Below are 20659 nucleotides of genomic sequence, written 5' to 3'. Positions count from 1 at the left end.
GGTCTGGGGTCCTTAGCGGATGAGGATATCGAGATAGGCACCGTCCGCCGCAGCGGTCAGCGCGGTGGCGAAGACGTTGGCCGAGGCGGGATCGGCCACGGCGACTTCAACGCCGCCACCGGACGAGGAAATCAGCTTGGCGCCGACCGTCACCGCGCCGGTCGCCTTGACCCGGATCGTGCCCATCACCAGGACGGCGATGTCCTGGCCGATTTCGGTGCAGGGGTTTAGGGCAACGCCGAACACAGCAGCATCGTCTGCCGTGATCTTTGCGCCCGCAAAGCTGATCAAGTCACCGGCTGCAAACACGCTGGTGGCGGTGACTGTCAGGTTGAGGACGCTCTTATAGGTCATCATGGCGTGGGGTCCTTTCAGGAAACGGCGCGCACGGCGGCGAGATATTCGGTACCGGGATGCTGGCGCTGGTAGGCGGTGGCCTTGGTGTGCAGCTCAAGTTGCTCGCCATCGACCTGCTTTCCGTCCGACGCAAAGCTGGCATTGGAAGTCTGCGGATCGCCACCAAGGTCCTGACGACCGAAGGAGACGGCCTTGGGCTGTTCGGACAGGACCTGACGGATCGCATCGGCCGGACTGATCTTGGCACCGCCTTCCGCGAAGGAGACCGACGCCTCGGACGGCAGCGTGTCGAGAAGCGCGACGACCTTGTCCTTCGAGGCGGGCAGAATCTTTCCATCCGCCACCAGGCTGTCGGCAAAAGCGACGTGGTCCGTGTGGCGCTGCTTGTCCTCACGCGCCTTCAGTGCGGCGTCGCGGGTGTTCAGATCGGCTTCGCGGGTGGCGAAGTCGGGATTGGGCGTGGTGGTCACGGCGGGATCCTTTTCGGGGTCGATGGCAGGGATGGTGGTGATTGGGGCAGGCGCGCTGAACCGGGTGCGGTTGGCATCGATTTCCATGTCGTCGAGCCATTCGATCGCGTAGGTCGGCAGGGCCTTGTCGGCGTCTTCCATGCCGAATTTATCGATGATGAAGTCACGCAGGCCGCGCAGCAGGCTGGCAGTTTCCTGAAACCCGCGCTCGCCAAAGGCGGCGGTGAAGGTCGCAGCTTCGGTGGTCGTGACGGAAAATTTGACGTTCTTCAGGCCCGATACAGCCGGTGCTGCGCCCCCCAGAAATCCAACGTGCTTGGGATACCAGGTGCCGGGCACCGGGTTGGCTTCCTGGTCGGGCCGGAAGAACGACATCGAGACCTTCTTGTAGCGACCGGCCTTGACTGCCTCGGAAAACGCCGGATCGATCTCGCCCAGCGTGGCAAAGAGCCGTCCATCGGTGGCGTCGAACTCGAAGCCGGTGATCCAGCCGAAGGCCGGCGCATCGGTGGCTGGGTGCCCAACCACGACTGGCGCCGGTGCCGTGTCGAAATCGTAGATATCCGCGATCGCCGCAAGATCCGCCGCCGAATAGGTCAATGCCCCACCACCCATCGGCGTGAAGGTGCCTGGGCGGAAGACTTCGATACGGGCGGTGGCGGGCGTTGCGTCGGGCATTGTATCCATCCAGGCTGAGGTGCTGGTGGGACCATGGCAGGCGCGGGAACGTGGGTTAACCGGACCTATGTCCGGTCCGGACAATCGGGACGACTGGCAGCGAACCGGATCCGTCCGTGCGCTGCGGCTGGACCCCATGCCGTGAGATTGGGGCTCAGAGCGTTTATAACGGCACCTTAACGGGGGTTCTCGACTTCGCCGGGGGACTTGGGCGGGTCACGGCGAGATAGCGCTCAGCGGGCCATTTTCAGGAGACGGTTTTCAGGGCTCGTTCAGCCAGGCATCGGCTATTTCTATGATGATCTCCTGATCCTCGGCCGAGACCCCGAGATAGGGCCGCGCGGGAATGGTGATCTCATGGGCGGGAATGGTCACCTCGCTGGCGAAGTTCGATTTCGACTTCCTGCGAAAAGTCGGATCGAAGGTATCAGTCCGCTTGTCGTAATTCTGGTAGATCGTTGCCTGACGCGCCGCCTTCTTGATCGTGCCGCCCAGCTGGTGAATCGCGGCGTAGACCTTGGGCGAGCCGATGCTGACCTGGCCGTCGCCCACCTCCATGGTCCGATGGTTGATCGATGCCATCAATCCAGTGTTCTTGGTGGCCTGAAGGATCTTGATCGGGGTTTGTTTGCGCTTCTGGCGCGCCCGGACCGTCGCGGGCTTGAGTTGTGCCCAGGGCACGCCGTCCGGCGAGCTTTCGGATTCAAAGTTGTCGCGGGTCGAATTCAGCAGGTGCTCGCCAACATTCTTGAAAAAGCCCACCGGCCTGTCCATCCGTCCGATCATGTCCTGCAACTTCGCGCGAAGTTCGGCGTCGTCGATCTCGACTGTGACACTGATCCCGGTCATCTTGAATTTTCCTTCAGTTGAGCGCATGTTCGTGATGTCAGACGCGCGATGACGACCGGTGATGGTCCAGCGAAGTGCTCTGGCACGCGGGCCGGATCACCCCGGCCCGTCATTTCTTGGGCCTCTTCCACAAAAGTTTTCCGCCACGCCGCTTGTCCAGGGCGCGCAGATCCGGCTTGCCGTTTCTGGTCGTCAGGTTGAACGCGGTGATCGCCTCCCAAAAGCGCTGGCCGACCTGGTAGACGATCAGAAGACCGGTAGCGCTGTCGGTTCGAATATAGCGGCGATCAACGATAAGCTCCTCATGTTCCTTGTCGGCAGGATCCGGGCGCCGGGTCACGCCAAGCCAGATCTCGTCAGGATCCATAAGAGCTTCGGCCAGCAGCGGCGTCAGGGTAGCCCGGTCGCGCTTGCCGACTTTCCAGTTGCCCTGGGCATTGCGGAACAATTCGTCGGAAACCGGAATTCGCCCACCTGCATTGTCCTCGAACAGAACGGCTCTTCCGATGTCAGCCCCGAACGGGCGCAGGAAGCCACGGACGTAATCCTCGTCCGCCAGCCCTTCTGCCATGGCTTGCGAGGTGAACGGCACAGATGCCGCCAACAGATCGTCCAGCGGCTCGGGCTTGTCTATCTCCACGACCATTTTCGGATTGACCAGAGTAAGGCCGTCGACCTCGTCAATCAGTTGGGATGGGACAAGCCCCTGTTCCCAGTGATTGCCCGGCTGATAGTCCCAGCCATAGCCTACACCTTTGGGCTTTTCCGATGGTTGGCCGCTGGTCTTGTCCAGGATCGGCTCCATGACAATCTCGGGCGATTTGTCCGGCCCGTCCTTGCCCAGACGCTTTAGATCGCCTTTGGACAAAGTGCGCACACCGCAGCTGCAGAGCCAGTCGTTGGGCGGAAAATGCGTCTCCCAGAACGGATCATCCCACATCAGCACAAGCTTGTCCCAGGCCAGATGCTGCGGGCGCGGCGTGATCGGGGTGCCCGCGTCGCCATGCCGGTACTGCCAGTAGGGCCGCAGCCGAACCACGTCCGGATCGCGCATCTGGCGCAGACGACCAGCCATGAAGCTTGTCCGGATGTTGGTGGCAAAGATCGTGCGGATGCGCCATTCCCGCCCGCCATTATACGACCAACCATGTTTTTCGACGATCTGGTCGAAGTCGCGGGCAAATGCCTTTTCATCCCAGGTATCGATCGCCTGGGCCACCGCGTTCTTGAAATCCTCGACCAGCGCCAGATCGGTGGCACCGGCCACCACGAACTTGCGGTCGTGGTGGCCGCGCAGGGTATCCGTCCAGACCTTCGACGGGGCAATGCGTTTCTGACGCAGGAAGTCGATCTGCTCCTGAAATGGCTGGCCGCTGACCTCTGTGGCGAAACCGGTGCCTTCCGCGTCCCGGAACACGGCGTCGCGGCCTTCCCACGCCGCGAGCTCAAGTGCGTCGCCAATCAACCGGGCCTGCGCGTCCGGCGTCCAGCGCGCGGCAAGGGCCAGCAGGTTGCGCATCACCTGCGCCGGATCGGCTTCATTTACTGCAGTGCGGATCGCCCGAAGACGGCGCTCGACATGCGGTCGGGAAAGCGCGGCGAGCTGCCCAGCAATCCGCGCCACAGACCCTTCATCTTCGGCCAGGCAGACGTGGCTCAGGGCTTTTTTTTTGAGCGGGTCGGAGGAATCCGAGAACTCCGGATCACGTGGCTGCGCCGGATCAAGGACGATCGGATCCTGCGACGGCAGCGGATTCGACCGGGTCGCAACCAGCTGATCAATGACGCGCTCCGACAACCCGTCGGTCAGCTCGAACGACGTAATGTATTCGCGTGCATCGTCATCATTGTCGAATCTGGCTGAGGAGGACACAACTTTGGTCAGGGCCGCGTCAACATTCTTTGCCGCGTCGGCCTTCGCCTTGCGGGTGTTGGCGGCGTCGGTTTCGTTCTTTGCCCGGATGCGCCAGATGCGCGGCACGGCGGCACCCGGCACGTTGTAATCCACAATCCACGTCAACAGTTGCTCGCGCAGGCTGTCCGACAGAAGATCCCCGTCGCTGTCGACCAGGTTCTCCAGCATCTGCTCATGGGTCTGCGATGCTGCTCTGGACCCGGATTTTCCTAAATCCGTGGTCAGCGTCTCGCCATTCACACAGATCGAGATCTGCTTGTCCCAGTACGTCAGGAAATCCTGATACGTGACGGTGCCTGACCGTGTCGCTTCGAGGAATTTGACGTCGCTGCCGATCGGCAAGACGATCGAGGACGCGGTCCGGATCTGATCGAGGGTGTTGAGCATCCGGCGCTGCTCGGCGCTGTCCTGGCCGTAAGGCATCTCGGCCACGGCGGTCGGGCCCGCGAACTTTTCGAGGAAGTGCAGCCAGAAGGAGATGCCCTCGCGCTTGAAAAACACCGGCCAGAACAGGCGGGTGCCAAGCCCGAGACCGTAGGGATTGTTGCCCTTCACGCCGAAGCGGTGAACGAGGAACTTGCGGTCCGGCAACTCCTCGCCGTGCAGGATGTTGGTATGGGTCAGCAGACGCGGGCGCCAGTCCTCGCCAAACGCAAAGCGGCGCTGGTCGTGGGGCACAACGTCGACGGGCCGGATCCGATTGCCGTCGCGCGCCCAGACCACTTCGCTGATCGCGAATCCTTTCAGGGTGGCGTCCAGAAGATCCTCGCAAATCCGATCAAACGGCAGAGCGTCAAGAAACTCGCGCACCACCTCGGCCGCTTCGACGTCCAGATTGGCGTCCGAGGCAGGCTCAACCTCCCAGGTCCGCGCCACCAGTGTCTTCTTGCGCTTCTGCAGCATGGCAAACGCGTGGGTGTCCCGTTCAATCTCGTCATAGAGCTTGAGGCCCTTGCCGCCGCCACGCGCCAGGAGTGTATCATCGATCGGCTGCAGCGTGGTGCTGAAGAACGGGATAGTGATGTCGTTGCGGGCATTGGCGATCAGCATGCCAGCCTGAGACGGCAGATTCTTGCGCCCGGATTTTTTCAGCTTGTCGTTCTTGACCTTCATAGCCTGTAGTCTCCCAGCTTGCCGGAGCCGCCCGACTGCGATGTCATGATCCCGCCACCGCCACCTGCGACGCCACCCGAATAGTGCAGTGCGTTCTGCCAGAGCATGTCGAGACAGTCCGGCCCGTCATCATGATCGGCATTCGGCCATTGCTGGAGCTGATCGATCAGCGTCGTGTGGCCCATGTTGAAACGGATCAGCCCAGCCGCGACCGGCGGCTGCAGGCGCTCAATGCGCAGGTTCTTGTCGGTGTGCGGAATGATCGGAATGGCAGAGATCCCGATTCCCTGCTTTGCGGCCTCGGTCATCAGAGTGGTCCGCAGGAACTCCTGAAACTGCACCGCTTCGATGAACCACAAAAGACAGCGGTAGTCGCGCTGCATGGCGATGGTGTCCGAAACGATGATATCGGGCAGACGGCGGCGGATCGACGCCTCAATCACATCCAGCCGCCCGGTCAGGCGATCGAATCCACCGACCAATATGGCCGAAGGGTCACGGCCCTTGCCCGCCTTGCCAAGCGAGGGATCGACCGCGCCGAAGAAGACCAGATCCGGCTTTCTGGCAGACCAATAGATCAGCTTGGTAAACGGATTGCCGTCGGAGAGCGGCTTGTTCTGGTATTCGCTCTGGAAGGCATCGTGGGATGCCGCGCGCTCCAGCATCAGGAAGATCAGCGGCTGCACCGCTGGCCAATTCACGACGGCACCGGCGTCCATCTGGATGTGGGCCTTCTCGTAGAAGGCACGGGCGGCATCTTCGCCGTCGTTGTTGTAGACCTCCTCGAACAGGTCCCAGAGGTCCATCCGGTCGGGCCAGCTGACGATCGCCTGAAACTCGGTCACCTTCCAGACAGGCGACTTTGCCGCCCGGACCAGGACAGCATCAAAGTGCAGAACGGTCCCGACCCAGATCACATCCATCGACCCGTCTGGCGGTCCGACCTTCAATGCGGCACGCGCGATCCAGCTTTCCAGCTTCTTGCGTTGTTCGGGCGAGCGCACGTTCTCGTCGTTTTCCAGATCGTCAAAGAACATCAAGTCGGGACGAAACGGACCATGCCGACGGCCCCGGATCTTCTTCGCCGCACCAAGGCCTTCGACGCGGATGCCGTTGCGCGTTACGATTTCACCTTCCCGCCAGACCCGCCCCGGACCGCAGGCATTCTCGAAATCGTACTTCAGGCGGGCGTTGCTGGTCAGCTCGGCCTTGATGGCTTCCAGCAGCAGCGCTGCCTGCTCATAGACGTCACAGACCTCAAGAATGTACTTCTTGCGGCCCGTCACGATGCAATAGAGCGCGAACCCCAGACTGAGGTGGGTCGATTTTGACGAGCCACGCGGCGCGATGAACAGATCCCGCACACCTCTGTCGCTGGCAAGGATCTCAGGCACACGGGCAAAGACGTGCTGGTGAAACAGGCTGTGTTCGCCCTTTACGTAGTGCGGAAGATAGGTCTCCATGAAAAACTGGAAGCCGGTGTCCCGATCCGCGACGGATTTCTGACGCTCTGCCCGTGCCGAGGCATCGGCGGGAAAGGCTGACACCGACAGATCGATCCAGCGGGCAAAGCCTTCTGCCATATTGGCCAGCGACTCGCGAAAGTCCTTGGCACTGATCGCAGCCTTGAGACGGGGTTGCTTGATCATGTGGCGTACAGCTCTGTCAGGCGATCACCGAACGGCTCGATGATCTCGATGATGGCCGAGGCGTGTTGCGGATAGTTTTCCTGCACAAAGCGCAGCAACTCCTGAAGCACATGCTGTGCAACACCCAGCTCGGAAATTTTCGGGGCCAGTTTGCCTGCGGCCGAGGTCATCTTGGTCATCGCATCGGCCAGCGAGACCAAGTGTTTGACCTTCAGTTCCGTGGTGCCGTCGCCGTGCTTGATATCCTCCAGCAGCGTCTGGGCCATCATCATGAAATCTTCGACCACCGAGGAAACAACCGTCTCGACGCCTTCGCCCGCGATGATCGAGGCAGAGCGTGCGATATCCCAGTTGTCGCCATTCGCCAGCGCCTTTTTCTTCCAGCGCGCAAAGGTCGCGGGATGGATGCCGTGCGCCAGGGCGATCGTGACGCCGTTCATCCGCCGGTAGACATAGTCGGACCGGGCCTTGCGGCGCTTGTCGTCATTGGCCATACGCGAATCCTTTCCACGTCAAAGACCCCGCCCGGTGGGCAGCGGGGCGGGGTACAGATGCCAGGCTTCGGGATGGACCGGGCATCAGGCGCCCCCTTTTCATCTGGTTGTTCAGAGCGTCTTTCCGGAGCGGTGGTCCGCGACGCGGGCCATGCCCGCACGGGCGCTCTGCCAGGCGGTAAACAGGCCGAGCGCAATTGCCACTCCGCCGACGACAGGGCCATGGGTCGCCAGAAGGTCCTGCGCCGGGGTCGCGATACCGCCCGCTTCGTCCACCGCTCCGGTCAGCTGCTCGATCAATGCCAGAACGCCGCCGCCGGTCAGGGTCAGCCCCGCCACGCCGGTCGAAAGCGAAGCCGCGGCAATGCGACTGCCGCTGCCTGCGAGAGACAGAAGTGAGGCGGAGCCCCGCTCGGGCGCTTGTTCCCGCTTGGCTGGCGTGGCCAGCAATTCCGCCGTCACCGGTCCGACCAGGCCATCCGTCACCAGATTGTTGTCGGCCTGAAGCGCCAGCACCGCAGATCGCGTCAGTTTTCCGAAAATCCCGTCGCAGGTGCCAGGCAGATAGCCAAGGTCAGTCAGCTGCCGTTGCAGTAATTTCACATCCTCACCGCGATCGCCGAGCTTCAGCATGCGCCCAGGCAGTTCCGGTAAACCAAAATCCCGATGCTGAGCGGGCGGCGAGATGGCACCCATAGGCCGGATCGGGATCGTCATGCGACCTTTTGCGTCAAGGCCGAGAACCGCGCGGTAATCGAACACCGGACAGGTCTTGTTCGCCACCTCGCAATGGCCGTGAAAGGTGATACCGCCGCCATAGGCCCGATTGATCTGGTCGCAGAGATCCCTCAGCGCGTCGAACTGGTCCTGGGTAAAGAGATCGACTGCCAGGCCGTGCAGGCAGATCGCAATCGTGTTCAGGTTGTTGCCACCCTGCGCGGCCGGCACCTTTTCGATATCACGCCCAGTCTCAAAGACCCCCGCCTTGCGTCCGAAGATGTGGTAGCCGATTCCAGACCAGCCGTTTGCCTTGTGCCAGCGGTCGATGGTTGCAGCATTGTCATGATCGGGATTGTCGGACGCCGAACAGTGAATGAACACACGGGTCACACGGCGGTTCGGTTTGGTGAAGGTGTAGGACATGCGGATTCCTCGGGTCAGGGTTTTGCCTGCTGGAGGTCTACCCGACATGTGAAACCGGCTGGGCCGGACCTATGTCCGGTAGGTCAGTCCTCGAAGAAACTGAGTTGTCTGCGGTCCGACCGGCCCTTGCGGTTGGCGACCCTGCGGACGTGCCGCTCGGAGATCCCGAGTTGCTGTGCAATCTCGTTTCTTGTGAGGCCCGCGCCGGACAATTCGGCGATCTGGAGCGGAACCGACTGACTGCGCGCATGGGGAATGTAGATTTTTTCGCCACGAAGAAACTGGCACAGCGCGCGCCCGCGCTCTTCGCCGATGGCAACAAGTATCTTGTGATCCGGCTTTGGTGCCTTCGGAAAATCCAGCTGCTGCCCGCCGAAATGTGACATCAGCTCAAGCGCCAGCGGCATGCCGAGGGTCTCGGCCACGTCGATCAGCGATCGCGGGATATCTTCGAGCCGGACGGGAAGGTTTTCAGACATTCGCCCGAACCTCGGTGTCGAACCGATCTGCCTGATTGCCCCAGACGTCATGGCCGTCCCATGCTTCGCGTCCAAACAGCTCGGCGTAATAGCTGCGCGGACGCAGGCGCTCGATCATCTGACGCATTTCGGGCGGCTTGCGGGAATGTTCACGGCGCAGGGAGTCGATCTGATCGGGGATGGCTTCGGGCGCAAGGATCACATTGCGCTCGCTGCGGGATCCAACTTGCGGTCGTCCGATCTTGCCGACGAGGTAGGGCTCACTGGCCGATCGCAGCACGTAGCCAGTGCCCATGGCAACCTTGCCTGTGGTGCTGCGCTTGAGCCACGCGCCACCGGTCACATAGGTGAACGACCACGCCTCCAGCACCTCAAGAGCCTGTTTCACATGCGGCCAGGTCGACCACAGGAAGAGATAGCAATCCGGTCCAGCCAGCTGAGCGACTGGCAAGGCCTTGATTTCGTCCAGGTCCATTGTCTCGTAATGCGCCTCGGGACTTTTGGCATGGCCCTTTTTCGACCGCATGGCATAGGCCCAGGGCGGGTCTGCCAGGATGGCCCCGTACCGGAAAGGTGTCAGCGTGTCGAAGGGCCAGTCGGTCACGACGCGGCCTTCCCGCGCCGCTCCATGGCCTTAAGGGCTTCAATAACGGGGCGGGCCTGCTCTTCGGTCAGCAGATCGGGATCGACCGCAACGTCCGGATCGTTTGGCGCGACAAAGCGTTTACAGAACGCCCGTAACGCCTCACGCGACCCGTTCTTGATCACGCCCAGGCGATGACAGGATTTCCAGACAGCCCAGAGCTTGCGGATATAGAGCCGATGTGAGGGTGCAAGGCGCTTGCCGCCAGCCTTGACGCGAAAACCCATCCGCTTCAGCTCGGCAAGGACCTTGCCCTTCTGCCCGTCGGACATCAGTCGCAGCGATGCCTTCCCGGTCACCCGTTCCAGCATCGCCCGGTAATCGTCCTCGTCAAGGCCGAGCTGAGCCTTGGCGATGTTGATGATGGCGTTGTGGTTCATGGACCCGCCTTAGCCTTTTGCACAGCGCGAGCATTTGTCCGGGCTGGACGTCGAAGGCTTGAAAAGCTTGTCGCACAGCGAGCAGGCTTCAAGTTCCGGGGAGACCTCGACCGAGTTATGTCGTTTTTGATTGGCCCATTTTCCCCGAAGCGATGGGAAGGCAAAGCCCATGTCGTCGGCCACATCCTTAACCGTTTCTCCCGCGCGTATCCGTGAGAACGCTTCAGCGAGGTCAGGCTCGCCGTTGTTTTTAGATGCCTTGGGGGCGCTCTGGACGCGCGTCGGTGACTGAACTGCCTGAGCGACAGATCCGAATTCCTCGGCCCGTGTCATTTTGGGTAGCGGTTCGGGGGCAGGCTTCAACGACACCGGCTTGACGGGTTTCGAGCGCCCATCCGTCTTTGCTGCGCTCTCAAGAGCGGGTTCGGGTTTTGCTGTCTCAGACGGTACCGGCGGCGTCGGTTTGGGCTTGACTACCTCCGGTGCCGGGGCCTCGGGTCGAGCAGAAATATAACCGTTGATTTTGGGAACATCTAAGGCGGCAAATGCCGCACTGGCCGGACACCTAGAGATCTCCGCCGTAGCGGCTTCTGACCGGTCCGCGCAATCGGCGGAGATCTTGGCGAGGTTGCAGACTGCAGATGTCTCGTCTGCGTTGCCCTGCACGGGCGCGAGGAGATCAGCGGTCGGCATGGCAGCCTTGCGCAAGGCATCCGCGAAGAGTTCAGCGTGGATCCTGTTCTGAAACGATCCGAGCCGTTCACGCACGATCCGTTCGACGACAACTTCGCCGGATGTGCCTTTCGAAATAAGTAGGTCATTCATGGTTCTGCTCCTCAATCTGCAGGATTTCCTGTTGTGACAGTCCGAACGTCTTGAAGGGGAACATGCCGCCGTACATCACGGTCAGCTCCCCGTCGCGCGTCCGGTTGATGACCAGGGCCGAAACGATGGCCCCGGATTTCAGCATCACCTGGGCGTGTTCGCGAGGCGTCGCCTTTGGCATTGATGTCGTCATGTCTGGTCTCCCAAGCTGCTCATCAGGACAGGGCCACAACGCCCCATCGACCGGCCCATTATCGGGGCCGGTTTCGCGTCAGGCGTCAGGATTTCCTGACGGGTTTGCTGGCCTTGAAGACGATGCCGCGACTTTCGGGGATCTGGATGGGCTCGCCGGTCGCCGGATTGCGGCCCTGGCGCGCGGCGCGGCTGCGCATCTCGAACTGGCCGAAGCCTGGAAGGGCCACCTTGTCACCAGCAGCGGCTCGGACCTGAATGAAAGAAATCAGGCAGTCGATAACTTGCGTTGTTTTGGTTTTGTTGATCTCGCACTCAGTCGCAATTACGTCGATCAGGTCTGCTTTGGTCGTTTTGCTCATGGTATCCTCCGAGCGTTGGTTCGCCCCGCACCATGCGGGGCATGGGGTAAAGTCAGGCGGGCAGTCGCAGCTGGCCGCTGTGAGAGAGGGTTTCTGCGGCTTCCAGCCAATAGGCGCGGGCATTCTGCCATGTGGTGAGGGACGGCCTTTCGTAGATCATGCGGGTGGCACGGCTGACCAGATCGGCATGATCCCGGTCAGTCGTCTGAAAGGGCACGTTCAGGAAGACATACAGCTCGGCGTCCAAAGCGGCCCTGTCGGCCAGAAGGAGCTGGTCCTCGAACGCCGCTTTTTCGACGCCCCAGAATCGCGCGATCTGGCGATCAAGATCGATCTTGGCCCGACGCACGGCATAGGCGATGGTTTCTGCCGAAACAGGAACCATCGGGAACTTCAGAAGCCGCACGGCGGGAGTTGTGAGATCACCCAGGAACACCTCATGCGCATCGTGCAAGAGCCCCCAGGCTGCGAGCTCCGGCGGGCAGAGCTGCGAAACCAGCACCGAATGCGCCGCAACAGACCATGGCTCGGGTGTGCGCCCGTTGAACCTGTTGATCTTGGAAAGACCGTCCGCAACCACATCGGCGCGCACGTCGCTTGACCTCAGAGCCGTCAGGTCGATGGTGCCCTGCGTCGTGTGAAACGGAATACCCATGATTCCGCTCACAGCTTGGCGATGTCGAGCGGGACGCCGATCAACTTGTCGGTGCCTGGCTCGCGTTTGTAAAAGCGCACATAGGTCGCGCTGCCTTTAACGATCACCGCATTGCCGATCGCATCCATCGCCCGCTTCCAGCGTGCATCCGGATTGCCGTCCTCGTCCTTCATATCGAGCTGACGCAAACCTAAGACGCGGGCCGTATCGATATTGCCTTTTTCCACCTGAAACGCGTGGTTAATCAGGGCGCGCACATTGTCGTTGCTGCCTTCTGACCACGACTCGATGCACTCGTCGATCAAAGCCTTGGCGGCACCCAGCTCAGGGCCGAAACCGGTGGTTTTGTTGACCGCCACCCGCACTTCGATTGAGCCGTCATAGCTACGGAAGCTGATATTGCCGCCCGCACCACCTACCTTGGCGCCGTATTGGTCGAAAATCAGTTGCTGAGCAGCCAAAGTTTCCTCGAATGCGGTCTTCTTGAACTGCCGGATCACCTCCTGCACGCCTTCTGCCCCGGCCATCAGGCGGCGGGCCAGCTCGTCCTTCATCTTGTCTTCGGGTTTCACCCGGTCGACGGGCACGCGGTGACCCTGGGAGTTTTCCCACCAGGCGGGTTCTTGGGGATCGTTCATTGGTCTTTTCCTTTCGGGGTTTCGGGAACGTGAATTTTCGGGTTCTGAGCGCAGCCCTGGCAGGCGCGCCAATGGCGCATGCGTTCGGCACTGGCGGGGCGCTCGGCTCCGGCGTGGCGGGCGCAGATGACACGCGGCAGGCCTGTGTGAAGGTGCGGGCAAAACACCTGATCCTTGAATCTGGACAGGATGACGCTGGCATACTTCGCCTCGACCTTGTCCAGCCGAGCCGGATAAGTCCCGCTGATCAGCATGGAAAGTGAGGGCCGCGACATGCCGATATCCATGGCCACTTCGGTGATCGTGCGCCCCTGAGCGACCTGGGCCTTGAGCAGCTCCAGCCACTCCGGATCTTCGAGGGTCAGTCCGGTCAGACCTTGCATGGCACGCCCTCCTCCAGATTGAAGTCGTGCAGCACTTCAGTCTTTGCCACATGCACCGGCGCGATCGGGCCGGTGTCCCGGACAAGGCGAAAGCGCTTGTAGCCGTTGCTGGTGGTTGCAGATCCCGGGGTGCGACGGGCCAGTTCAACCACATAGCCTGCCTGTTTCAGCACCCCGAGATAGCGGGAAAGGTTGCTTTCATGGCGACCGTTGCCATCCTCGGCGTCGCTGATCAGATCCGCCATGGTGAAGACCCGCCGGACACGCATTGCGCGCCACGCACGGGCACGAAAGCTGTTTCGGTGTTTGCGGGTGGACTTCAGCGGCCCGTTCGGCCCGGAGGTGATGACCCTGTTGCTGTCCAGCGCCTCGCGCCCGTGAAGACTAAGCTGATACTCGCCCGGCTTGTTGCGAACCAGATATCCACGGCGGACCAGGACTGCAGCGGTGTCAGATACTGACTTGGTGGTGATGCCCAGGGACTCGGCCAGGTCCGCCGTGCCGCGCACCGATGCGTCAGAAAACTGACGCAGCAGCCACGTGGCCTTGCTGATATTGGGAGCGGCCTCCGACATCACGCCGCCTCCGGTACCACGATGGCATTGCCGGAATTACGGTCGCTCATGACAATCTGGCCCTGCATGTCGGCAAGCGTTACGCCGTCTGGCCCAAAGTCGGACCTGAGACCAAACCGCTCGATATGAGCGATGGCCTCAAGGATTTCCCGGTTGAAGCCTCGGCTGACCTTGCACACAAACCGCGCCAGATCGTCCGCCACAGGGACTTCACAACGTCCAGCAATGAGTGCCTTGGTGTCCTCGATCGACGCAGGCAGGAACCGCACCTTGCGCGGAGCGCGGCTTTCAATCTGGGGAAACCGGCGCAGGTTGTCCCGCAGTCGCCCCATGCCAACGAGGATCACCGGGATTTCGTGCCGGTCGGACAAACCGCGCAGGGTTTCCATGATTTCCTTACGGCTGGACACCAGATCGCATTCGTCGATCACCACTCCGAACTGCTTTCCGGCGATCTCGTTTTCGTTGATCCGTTCGTTCAGAGCATCCTTGACCTGCAAGTGCCGGTCGTATTTGGTCCGGTGCGGGTTCTTGATGGACAACTCGTTGAGCAGTTCCTTGATCAGGAAGCTGTAGTTCCAGCCCTCATCCGCCCGCAGGTAGATGCTGCCCGTCTGCGCAACCCAGCGCGAGACCATCGTGGTCTTTCCGAGGCCTGGTTCCCCGTCCACAACCACCATGCTGGCTTCGACCGCGCCGCGTTCTTCGACGGCGGACAATGCGGTCATGAACTTGCGGACGTTGCTCGTCTCGACAAATCCTGTTTTCATGTTATGCTCTCCTCTAGTTCTCGACTTACGTTTCGGATGTCAGGCAACGGCGGTACGGAGGAGGGTTCGAAGCGCCTCCACGTCAATGCCTGACATTCGAAACACTTCACGCGCCGACTCGCGGCGCAGACATCCCCTCAACAAATCAGCCTGTTTCGAGGTCATTTCTTCGGGATTGATCAGAACCCATGCTGCCAGCTCCTCGTCGCTTGCGAAGGTGCGCCGACGGGCGGGTTGAGGAAGGGCGGGCGTATCTTCGGCTCCCACCACCTTCAGGCTGACCGGTTCCCGGACTGGTGCATTCGTCAGGGGCACCGACAACGGGTCCACCTGTTCAACCAGGTACGGCCTGTTCAGCTCGGCATCGATGTCGCGAATCTTGTTGCCAATACGGGCCATCCGACCTTTTGCACGACCTTCTTCGGCGGCGCGCTGTGCCGTGCGCGGAATGTAATCGGTGCGGTTTCCAGCGAACCTTGCAACGCAGATCAGTTTGCCCGGCTGGTCCAATGTGCGGTCCAGCTCCCGGACCCAGACCCGCTTGGCATCGCTATGGTCATACCCAACCAGCACCTGTTCGCCGTGGTATGCCTCAAGCGCGAGGTGGAAATAGGTGTTGGTGTTCCACTGGACCTCGGCGCGGCGCGCCACCCGGATCTCGTAAGGCCGGAACAGATCGTCCTGGATGTCTTCGTCGACCGGAACCGGTTCGAACCCATCCGTCACATGCTGCGCCCAGGCCTCGTTTGGCGAGAGGTGCCGGAAAGTGCCGGTTGCCGGATCCTGATAACGTGGAAGACCGTCGTGGGGCCTGTCGTTGTACCGCGCCACCGCTTCTTGGCACATTGTCAGGAAATCCGCCCATGGCGTCAGCAGGCGACTCTGGCCGAATTCCTTCAGATCGGCGCGGGTGGCCTTGTGGAAGCGATGCTTGGCCTCTTTGTCCATACCTGCACCCAGATATGAGGGCAGTTTTTGAGCCAGAGGGTTCCAGACCGTCCGGTTGAACCGCTCAATGATGCCCTTTGCCTGTGAGTTATAGGGCAAAGCATGCATCTTGGTGATCGACAACCGCCCCATCAGGCCAATCGTCGTGTCATCCATCGCCTTGTTTTTGTAACCAGATCCGCGATCCGTGTAGAAGATCGCCGGGATGCCGTGATCCACACAGGAATTGCGCAAAGCCTCAGTGACAGCGCGGGTGTCTTCCTTGCGCGAAAGTGCAAAACCGACACATTTTCGGGTGGCCACATCCAGGATCGATGTGATCTCTGGTTTCATCGCCTGGTGGGTTTTCCAGTCGGCGATCTCGGCGTCGAACGTCTTGCCGTCCGCCGTATAAACTGTTGTCGGCAACAAGTTATCAGTGGAGCGGCGGACAAAAGCCATCCGCGACCGCAGGGTCAGCAGGCCCTCACGGCCCACATTGCGTTCAATGTCGTTGAGTTTCACCTTCAGCGTATGACGCACCTGTTTCAGGGTGAGCGCCTGCGACGGCTCTGTCAGATTGTCGTGATAATCTTTCAGCGCCTCGGTCATGCAGGGCTTTGTGGGACGGGCGTAGTAATTCAGAAAGGTTTCAAACCCGACTGGCAGCGGCTCAACCGCTTTGGTCACCGCAGGCGCCAGACCGGCAACACCCTGTTCGGCATAGATCTTCGACCAACGGCGTATCGTCCGGTCGCTGACGACCGGAGATCCGTCTCTTCGATCATTGGCTTGTGCCAGCGTTTTGGCGGTCAGGCCGAAGCCTTCGGAGAGCGGCGCAAGGAGAACTGGCTCCCGGCCCAGCAATGCCACCTGGTCGAGATTTAGGTTCCCGCCGGTGTCGCGCACCTGTTCGGCAGCACAAAAGGCGGCAAGTTCATCTTGCGCAGCCATGAAGGCGCGGACACCGCTGGCCATGGAAAGACCATGCGCAATCCGGTACCCTCGCAGCGCCAACAGGACCCCGGACCGGCTCTCCATGACAATTCTCTGACGGGCTTTCAGGTTGACGACGCCCGTCCTGGCCAGAACCTCACTGCGCTGCGCTTCGGATTTCACGATCTCACGCGACTGACCTGACAGAGCAAACCGCACCTGGATCGCTGTCCGAAAGTCCTCCGATAGGAGGTTGATGTGATATTCTCGACCACCACCGCCCTGCTGGCCTGCACATTTACGGCAGGAACTAACCGGAAAATCGTTCCAACCTTCCCGCTTGGCCAGAGTGTTGACGCCGCGTTTGGTCTGCGGAAACGACCCGATGCGCAGATCCCTTGCCAGATCGGCCAGCTCTTGTGCGGTGAAAAACTGTTGCTTCATCTTTTGGCCCTCCGACGGCTGCGCAACAGCTGACGGCGCGCCTCCATCTCTTCCATGTGATCGTCGAGCAGCCGCTCCTCGATCACATCGGCATATTCCGTCTCGATCACCGTCAGACCAAACTCGCCCGGCACAAAGCCCAGCAGCTCCATCGCGCCCGTGGCATGTACCAGCGCCACAAAAGCATCCAGCGGGAGACGGTGATCGACTGATGCTTCCGATGCCCACTTGTGCAGCATCGCTTCGGAAATCGAACGACCCAAAAAGACCGTCATGTCGTCGGCCACATCCCTGCGGCTTTTGTCGCGATCATCGCGGGCATCCCGCAAGGCCCGTGCCACCAGCCGGGCAATTCGGTTGTCCATCGGTCCGCGCCCTGCCACATCAGAACTGTATCCGACGGCCACCTGAGGCGGCTCGTAGGCAAACAGATCTTTGGTCAGGGGATCGCGGTACCGCGCCATGATCAGAGGCGCCCCATCCGCTTGAGTGCTGCGATCAGCCGGTCCGCATGCGCCTGGACAACCCCATCCAGAACCGCGTCGTCCAGCCTGCCGATCGTGGCGCTGACCGCCTTGGTCTGACGCTCGATGTCGCTGGTCGGACGGGAATGTGTGATCAGGTCCAGAGCAGGCTGCACGCCGTCAACCGCAACCTCGGGGTCAAGGATCAGATCCAGCACCTTGACCTGCGTCTTGGAAGACTGCTCGGACAGCAGCTTCAGCTCGGTCTGTTTGCTGGCCAGCTTCGTTCCGATCAGACGCAAACGCGAGCTGGGGATCAGGTCCTTCCAGATCTTGACGGAGAGCTGGATTGACCGCTTGGACAGGCCAATGGCCTTGGCCGTCGCCTCGGCAAAACCGAAGATTTCGACTGTTTCCTCAGTGTTTTGGGAAAGACGCAAATTTTGCGTCTTTGGTGACGCGGCCCCGTGCTTCGTCTCCGGGTGCAGCCGCTCATAGACCTGCTGCAGCTCAAACATGTGATGGCAGCGGTCCAGCGCGGTCAGCTCGTGCCGACCAAGGTTTTCCATGACCTCTTCCAGCCGCGCCTCATCGTCGCTGCTGGCCTGGGACAGGCGGGCGGGGATGTGGCTCCAATCAAGCAGGAATACCGCATGAAGTCGGTGAAGGCCCGTGACCAGGCGAAACCCGTCTTCGGTCTGCCGAACGGTGATCGGGTTGGTCAGGCCCTGTTCCGCGATGATCTGGGCAAGACCTTCGGCCCAGATGGGGTCAAGCGCGCGGGCGCGGGTGTCAGGGATTGCGATCTCGGCAAGAGCCAGATCGAGCATCTGTTCTGTCATGATATGCCTGTTTCAAACGTGGGGATCCGCAGGCGATGAGCGTTGATCGCCTGCAGCGAGTGCCGTGCTTAGGGCCGCAACATCTGCGCATGCCAAAGTGGAAACTTGGCAGATTTTGTGCTACACCAGCAGAACCGGAAGGTGTTCGAACCACCTCCCGGCTCCTTCATCACCAACTGCAACAACCAATTGGAGACGATTCGAATGACTGAAAAACCCTCTTCCGACAGTGCCGGTTCAACCGATTTCAGTTTGAGTCCAAGACAGCCAATGACGCCCTCGACGCAACCGGAAGTTTCGACAGCAGCGAAAGACTGAAGATACCGTTCATGCACCGCTGCTTCGGCGGGTTCTATGCCTTCGAAGGGCATAATTACCGCAAGCTCAGTGAGATTTCTGGCAACTGACATCACAGCACCAACAACGCAAGCATCCAGGCGAAACCCACCGCCCAGATCAGGAACGCCAGACACATCCACAGCGGCGGGAGCGAGACCCGGTCGATATCTGCCGCAATGGACTCGGCAGTGTCTGGATGAATGAGCGCAACCTCGATCCTGGCCTCCGCCGCGCGCTCTTCCAGTTGGCGCAGCATCTGCGTGGCCGACTGCACGTCCATCCAGTCGCCGTGATCCCGCAGATGGACCGCTGCCGCGCGCAACAGATCGTCAGGGTGACAATACGCCGCCTTCAGAATGCCACGGGCATAGCGCAGCTCGGCGCAGGCGGCAGGGGCGGGCAGGATCGGCATTTCGGCCAGACCGGACGAGCTGTCCATGTCCTGCGGGGTTTTTGACACCAGCACGCTCATTCTGCCGCAATCCTGTCAGCGGCCCGGACGCCTTTTTGACTGTCCACCGGCGTGTATTTGTTGATATTGAGGATACGGGGACGCTTCTGCGGATAGCGACTCGGCCACAGATCTTCGGGCTTTTCGCCGATGAATTTAGCGACGGCCGTTTGGGCATCGTAATTCGGGCGGGTCTTGAGTTGTCCACAGGCGTCCTTGTGAACGCCAGCACGTTTGGACAGCTCGGTAAAGGTCATGCCTTGGCGGTGGACTTGGGCCTTGATGGCCTCCCAGTCCATTTTCGGGGCTCTGGTCGGGTCGTGCTTAGCCATGGGACTCTCCAAGGGGGCACCAGCGCTGCAACGCTGGCGTCTTTTAAGATGTGAAGTCGGAAACAAGGCCGCTTATTCTGGCCTGTATATAAGGGATAGCAGATTTCTGCCTCCTTACAAGCAGAATTCTGCTGTAAGGCGGATTTCTGCGATATAAGCATGGGTGGACTTGGTGATAGAATAAGAGAGGCCGCTGAGCGCGTCGGAGGATTGGACAAGCTCACCGACCTGCTAACGGACACAAAACGCCGTACGCTTTCAGATTATGTCAGCGGAAAGTCGGAGCCACGCGCCTCGGTGCTACTCGAAATATCGCGTGTAACCAGTACAAATCTATCTTGGTTGCTTTCCGGTATGGCCGACGACAGAAATGGATATATCCCTGAAGATCTGGTGATGCCGCCAAGTGAGAGGACATCTCGGGATCTCGCACTGTCGGCAGCGACAGGGATTCCGGTGGCCGATCTTCCGATGAATCGAAAGGTTGCAAGACGTACCGATGATTTCATCCGCATCCCGCAGTACGACATTGAAGCGTCCGCAGGTCCCGGCGCATTGCCTGATGCAGAACAAGTCGCGGGCGTCGTCTCTTTCGAGGCGTCATTCTTGCGCAACCTTGGCGCCACGCCCGACCAATGCTCAGCGATTTGGGCCAAGGGCGACAGTATGGAGCCGACGATTCCAGACGGCTGTCTTGTGATTGTTGATCACAGTCAGTCTGCCGTAAAAAACGGCTGCATCTATGTGCTAAACATTGGCGGTGATCTTTTGGTCAAGCGCGTTCGGCGCCGCCTGGATGACACTATCGAGCTGGTTTCTGACAACAACCGATACCCAATCGAAACCGTCGCCGCCGACCGCGTTGCGCAGCTCCGCGTAATCGGCAGGGTGGTCTATCTTTGCAGGGAGCCTTAATGAAACGGATTTTACTATGCTTTGGTATTTTGTGGGGCTTCTCGCCGGTGGTCAACGCGCAGGCCCAATCGAAAGACGGCGGAACTTCTCAACTATCACCTCAAAGAGTTGCTGAAATTGCGTCAGCCTTTGACCGTTGGATAGGAGCACCTGACACGTTCAGGTTTGGTCAGATTTTGGCTGCACCTCAAGCGGGCGAGCCTTTGTTGCCAATATGTGGGACGATGGATGGTAAAAACGACTTTGGGGAATGGGTTGGGTTCAGGGTTTTCATTGCGATTTACGACGCTGAGGACAACGATCTGATTGCTCCTCAATTGTCTGAAAACGCCGATTTTGATGCAATTCTATCTAGAGAATGTCAGAAGATGGGGATCGAGATCATCGCTGCTGACTAACACGTTCCGTGCCCAAATCCGGGCAAGACGGCGCTTTGTGT

26 protein-coding genes and 1 other RNA gene are annotated in these 20659 nt (G+C 60.4%); 2 read left to right on the top strand and 25 right to left on the bottom strand.

The genetic code is table 11. The features are described 5' to 3' along the window. Window positions 1–12: 12 nt before the first annotated feature. The 25 genes from IMCC21224_RS16860 to IMCC21224_RS16740 all read right to left on the bottom strand — a co-directional run bounded on the left by IMCC21224_RS16860 (window position 13) and on the right by IMCC21224_RS16740 (window position 19305). The gene (locus IMCC21224_RS16860; RefSeq protein WP_047996327.1) at window positions 13–357 is read right to left on the bottom strand and encodes a capsid cement protein; all 345 of its coding nucleotides are present in this window, start codon (window positions 355–357) and stop codon (window positions 13–15) included. A 14-nt stretch (window positions 358–371) separates the two neighbouring features. After that, the gene (locus tag IMCC21224_RS16855; RefSeq protein ID WP_047997228.1) at window positions 372–1505 is read right to left on the bottom strand and encodes a hypothetical protein; all 1134 of its coding nucleotides are present in this window, start codon (window positions 1503–1505) and stop codon (window positions 372–374) included. 261 nt (window positions 1506–1766) lie between these two features. Then, window positions 1767–2354, bottom strand: coding sequence for a phage virion morphogenesis protein (locus IMCC21224_RS16850; protein WP_047996326.1), 588 nt, complete (start codon window positions 2352–2354; stop codon window positions 1767–1769). 109 nt (window positions 2355–2463) lie between these two features. Then, window positions 2464–5382, bottom strand: coding sequence for a DUF935 family protein (locus tag IMCC21224_RS27225; RefSeq protein ID WP_082135252.1), 2919 nt, complete (start codon window positions 5380–5382; stop codon window positions 2464–2466). Then, on the bottom strand, window positions 5379–7031 hold the full coding sequence (gene terL / locus IMCC21224_RS16835) for a phage terminase large subunit (RefSeq protein ID WP_047996325.1): 1653 nt from the start codon (window positions 7029–7031) through the stop codon (window positions 5379–5381). The genes IMCC21224_RS27225 and terL overlap by 4 nt, the downstream gene beginning before the upstream one ends. Then, the gene (locus tag IMCC21224_RS16830) at window positions 7028–7525 is read right to left on the bottom strand and encodes a DUF1804 family protein (protein ID WP_047996324.1); all 498 of its coding nucleotides are present in this window, start codon (window positions 7523–7525) and stop codon (window positions 7028–7030) included. The genes terL and IMCC21224_RS16830 overlap by 4 nt, the downstream gene beginning before the upstream one ends. 111 nt (window positions 7526–7636) lie before the next feature. After that, window positions 7637–8668, bottom strand: coding sequence for a peptidoglycan-binding domain-containing protein (locus IMCC21224_RS16825; RefSeq protein WP_053079020.1), 1032 nt, complete (start codon window positions 8666–8668; stop codon window positions 7637–7639). An 83-nt stretch (window positions 8669–8751) separates the two neighbouring features. Next, window positions 8752–9147 (bottom strand): helix-turn-helix domain-containing protein, encoded by a 396-nt coding sequence (locus IMCC21224_RS16820; RefSeq protein WP_047996323.1) that lies wholly within the window; start codon window positions 9145–9147, stop codon window positions 8752–8754. Continuing rightward, window positions 9140–9751 carry an MT-A70 family methyltransferase gene (locus IMCC21224_RS16815; RefSeq protein WP_047996322.1) on the bottom strand — a complete coding sequence of 204 codons (612 nt, stop codon included), beginning with the start codon at window positions 9749–9751 and terminating at the stop codon, window positions 9140–9142. Before IMCC21224_RS16815 ends, IMCC21224_RS16820 begins: the two co-directional genes overlap by 8 nt. Next, window positions 9748–10170: a regulatory protein GemA gene (locus IMCC21224_RS16810; protein WP_047996321.1), complete on the bottom strand. Its 423-nt coding sequence runs from the start codon at window positions 10168–10170 to the stop codon at window positions 9748–9750. The genes IMCC21224_RS16815 and IMCC21224_RS16810 overlap by 4 nt, the downstream gene beginning before the upstream one ends. Window positions 10171–10179: 9 nt before the next feature. Then, complete coding sequence (locus IMCC21224_RS16805) at window positions 10180–10995, bottom strand: hypothetical protein (protein WP_047996320.1); 816 nt, start codon at window positions 10993–10995, stop codon at window positions 10180–10182. After that, entirely contained in the window at window positions 10988–11188 is a 201-nt protein-coding gene (locus tag IMCC21224_RS16800; RefSeq protein ID WP_156178316.1) for a hypothetical protein, read from the bottom strand. The genes IMCC21224_RS16805 and IMCC21224_RS16800 overlap by 8 nt, the downstream gene beginning before the upstream one ends. A 9-nt stretch (window positions 11189–11197) precedes the next feature. Then, window positions 11198–11267: hammerhead ribozyme type II (locus IMCC21224_RS27220), an RNA gene on the bottom strand. Window positions 11268–11273: 6 nt separating this feature from the next. Further along, window positions 11274–11549, bottom strand: coding sequence for an HU family DNA-binding protein (locus IMCC21224_RS16795; protein ID WP_047996318.1), 276 nt, complete (start codon window positions 11547–11549; stop codon window positions 11274–11276). 52 nt (window positions 11550–11601) lie between these two features. Then, window positions 11602–12204: a hypothetical protein gene (locus IMCC21224_RS26620; RefSeq protein WP_053079019.1), complete on the bottom strand. Its 603-nt coding sequence runs from the start codon at window positions 12202–12204 to the stop codon at window positions 11602–11604. Between the two features lie 8 nt (window positions 12205–12212). Further along, window positions 12213–12842, bottom strand: a complete 630-nt coding sequence (locus IMCC21224_RS28250) for a DUF3164 family protein (RefSeq protein ID WP_047996317.1) — start codon at window positions 12840–12842, stop codon at window positions 12213–12215. Next, window positions 12839–13225, bottom strand: coding sequence for a helix-turn-helix transcriptional regulator (locus IMCC21224_RS28245; RefSeq protein ID WP_053079018.1), 387 nt, complete (start codon window positions 13223–13225; stop codon window positions 12839–12841). The genes IMCC21224_RS28250 and IMCC21224_RS28245 overlap by 4 nt, the downstream gene beginning before the upstream one ends. Continuing rightward, window positions 13213–13800 (bottom strand): hypothetical protein, encoded by a 588-nt coding sequence (locus IMCC21224_RS28240; RefSeq protein ID WP_053079017.1) that lies wholly within the window; start codon window positions 13798–13800, stop codon window positions 13213–13215. Before IMCC21224_RS28240 ends, IMCC21224_RS28245 begins: the two co-directional genes overlap by 13 nt. Continuing rightward, the gene (locus tag IMCC21224_RS16770; protein WP_047996316.1) at window positions 13800–14570 is read right to left on the bottom strand and encodes an AAA family ATPase; all 771 of its coding nucleotides are present in this window, start codon (window positions 14568–14570) and stop codon (window positions 13800–13802) included. Before IMCC21224_RS16770 ends, IMCC21224_RS28240 begins: the two co-directional genes overlap by 1 nt. Before the next feature lie 39 nt (window positions 14571–14609). Continuing rightward, the gene (locus IMCC21224_RS16765; RefSeq protein WP_047996315.1) at window positions 14610–16877 is read right to left on the bottom strand and encodes a Mu transposase C-terminal domain-containing protein; all 2268 of its coding nucleotides are present in this window, start codon (window positions 16875–16877) and stop codon (window positions 14610–14612) included. Further along, window positions 16874–17341, bottom strand: coding sequence for a hypothetical protein (locus tag IMCC21224_RS16760; RefSeq protein WP_047996314.1), 468 nt, complete (start codon window positions 17339–17341; stop codon window positions 16874–16876). Before IMCC21224_RS16760 ends, IMCC21224_RS16765 begins: the two co-directional genes overlap by 4 nt. 2 nt (window positions 17342–17343) lie before the next feature. Next, window positions 17344–18183: a ParB/RepB/Spo0J family partition protein gene (locus IMCC21224_RS16755; protein ID WP_047996313.1), complete on the bottom strand. Its 840-nt coding sequence runs from the start codon at window positions 18181–18183 to the stop codon at window positions 17344–17346. 68 nt (window positions 18184–18251) lie between these two features. Then, on the bottom strand, window positions 18252–18593 hold the full coding sequence (locus IMCC21224_RS16750; protein WP_156178314.1) for a hypothetical protein: 342 nt from the start codon (window positions 18591–18593) through the stop codon (window positions 18252–18254). Further along, window positions 18593–18994: a hypothetical protein gene (locus tag IMCC21224_RS16745; protein ID WP_047996311.1), complete on the bottom strand. Its 402-nt coding sequence runs from the start codon at window positions 18992–18994 to the stop codon at window positions 18593–18595. Before IMCC21224_RS16745 ends, IMCC21224_RS16750 begins: the two co-directional genes overlap by 1 nt. Next, window positions 18991–19305 carry a helix-turn-helix domain-containing protein gene (locus tag IMCC21224_RS16740; RefSeq protein WP_047997221.1) on the bottom strand — a complete coding sequence of 105 codons (315 nt, stop codon included), beginning with the start codon at window positions 19303–19305 and terminating at the stop codon, window positions 18991–18993. Before IMCC21224_RS16740 ends, IMCC21224_RS16745 begins: the two co-directional genes overlap by 4 nt. 210 nt (window positions 19306–19515) lie before the next feature. Between IMCC21224_RS16740 and IMCC21224_RS16735 the strand changes: the two genes are divergently transcribed. Together IMCC21224_RS16735 and IMCC21224_RS16730 are read left to right on the top strand one after the other, a co-directional pair. After that, the gene (locus IMCC21224_RS16735; RefSeq protein ID WP_231582110.1) at window positions 19516–20220 is read left to right on the top strand and encodes a S24 family peptidase; all 705 of its coding nucleotides are present in this window, start codon (window positions 19516–19518) and stop codon (window positions 20218–20220) included. After that, window positions 20220–20618, top strand: a complete 399-nt coding sequence (locus IMCC21224_RS16730; RefSeq protein ID WP_047996310.1) for a hypothetical protein — start codon at window positions 20220–20222, stop codon at window positions 20616–20618. Before IMCC21224_RS16735 ends, IMCC21224_RS16730 begins: the two co-directional genes overlap by 1 nt. Window positions 20619–20659 lie beyond the last annotated feature (41 nt).

Source organism: Puniceibacterium sp. IMCC21224 (assembly GCF_001038505.1).
In the GTDB taxonomy this organism is placed as follows: Bacteria; Pseudomonadota; Alphaproteobacteria; order Rhodobacterales; family Rhodobacteraceae; genus Puniceibacterium.
The sequence above is the reverse complement of the archived record's forward strand: the minus strand, read 5'-3'. Positions and strand labels throughout refer to the sequence as shown.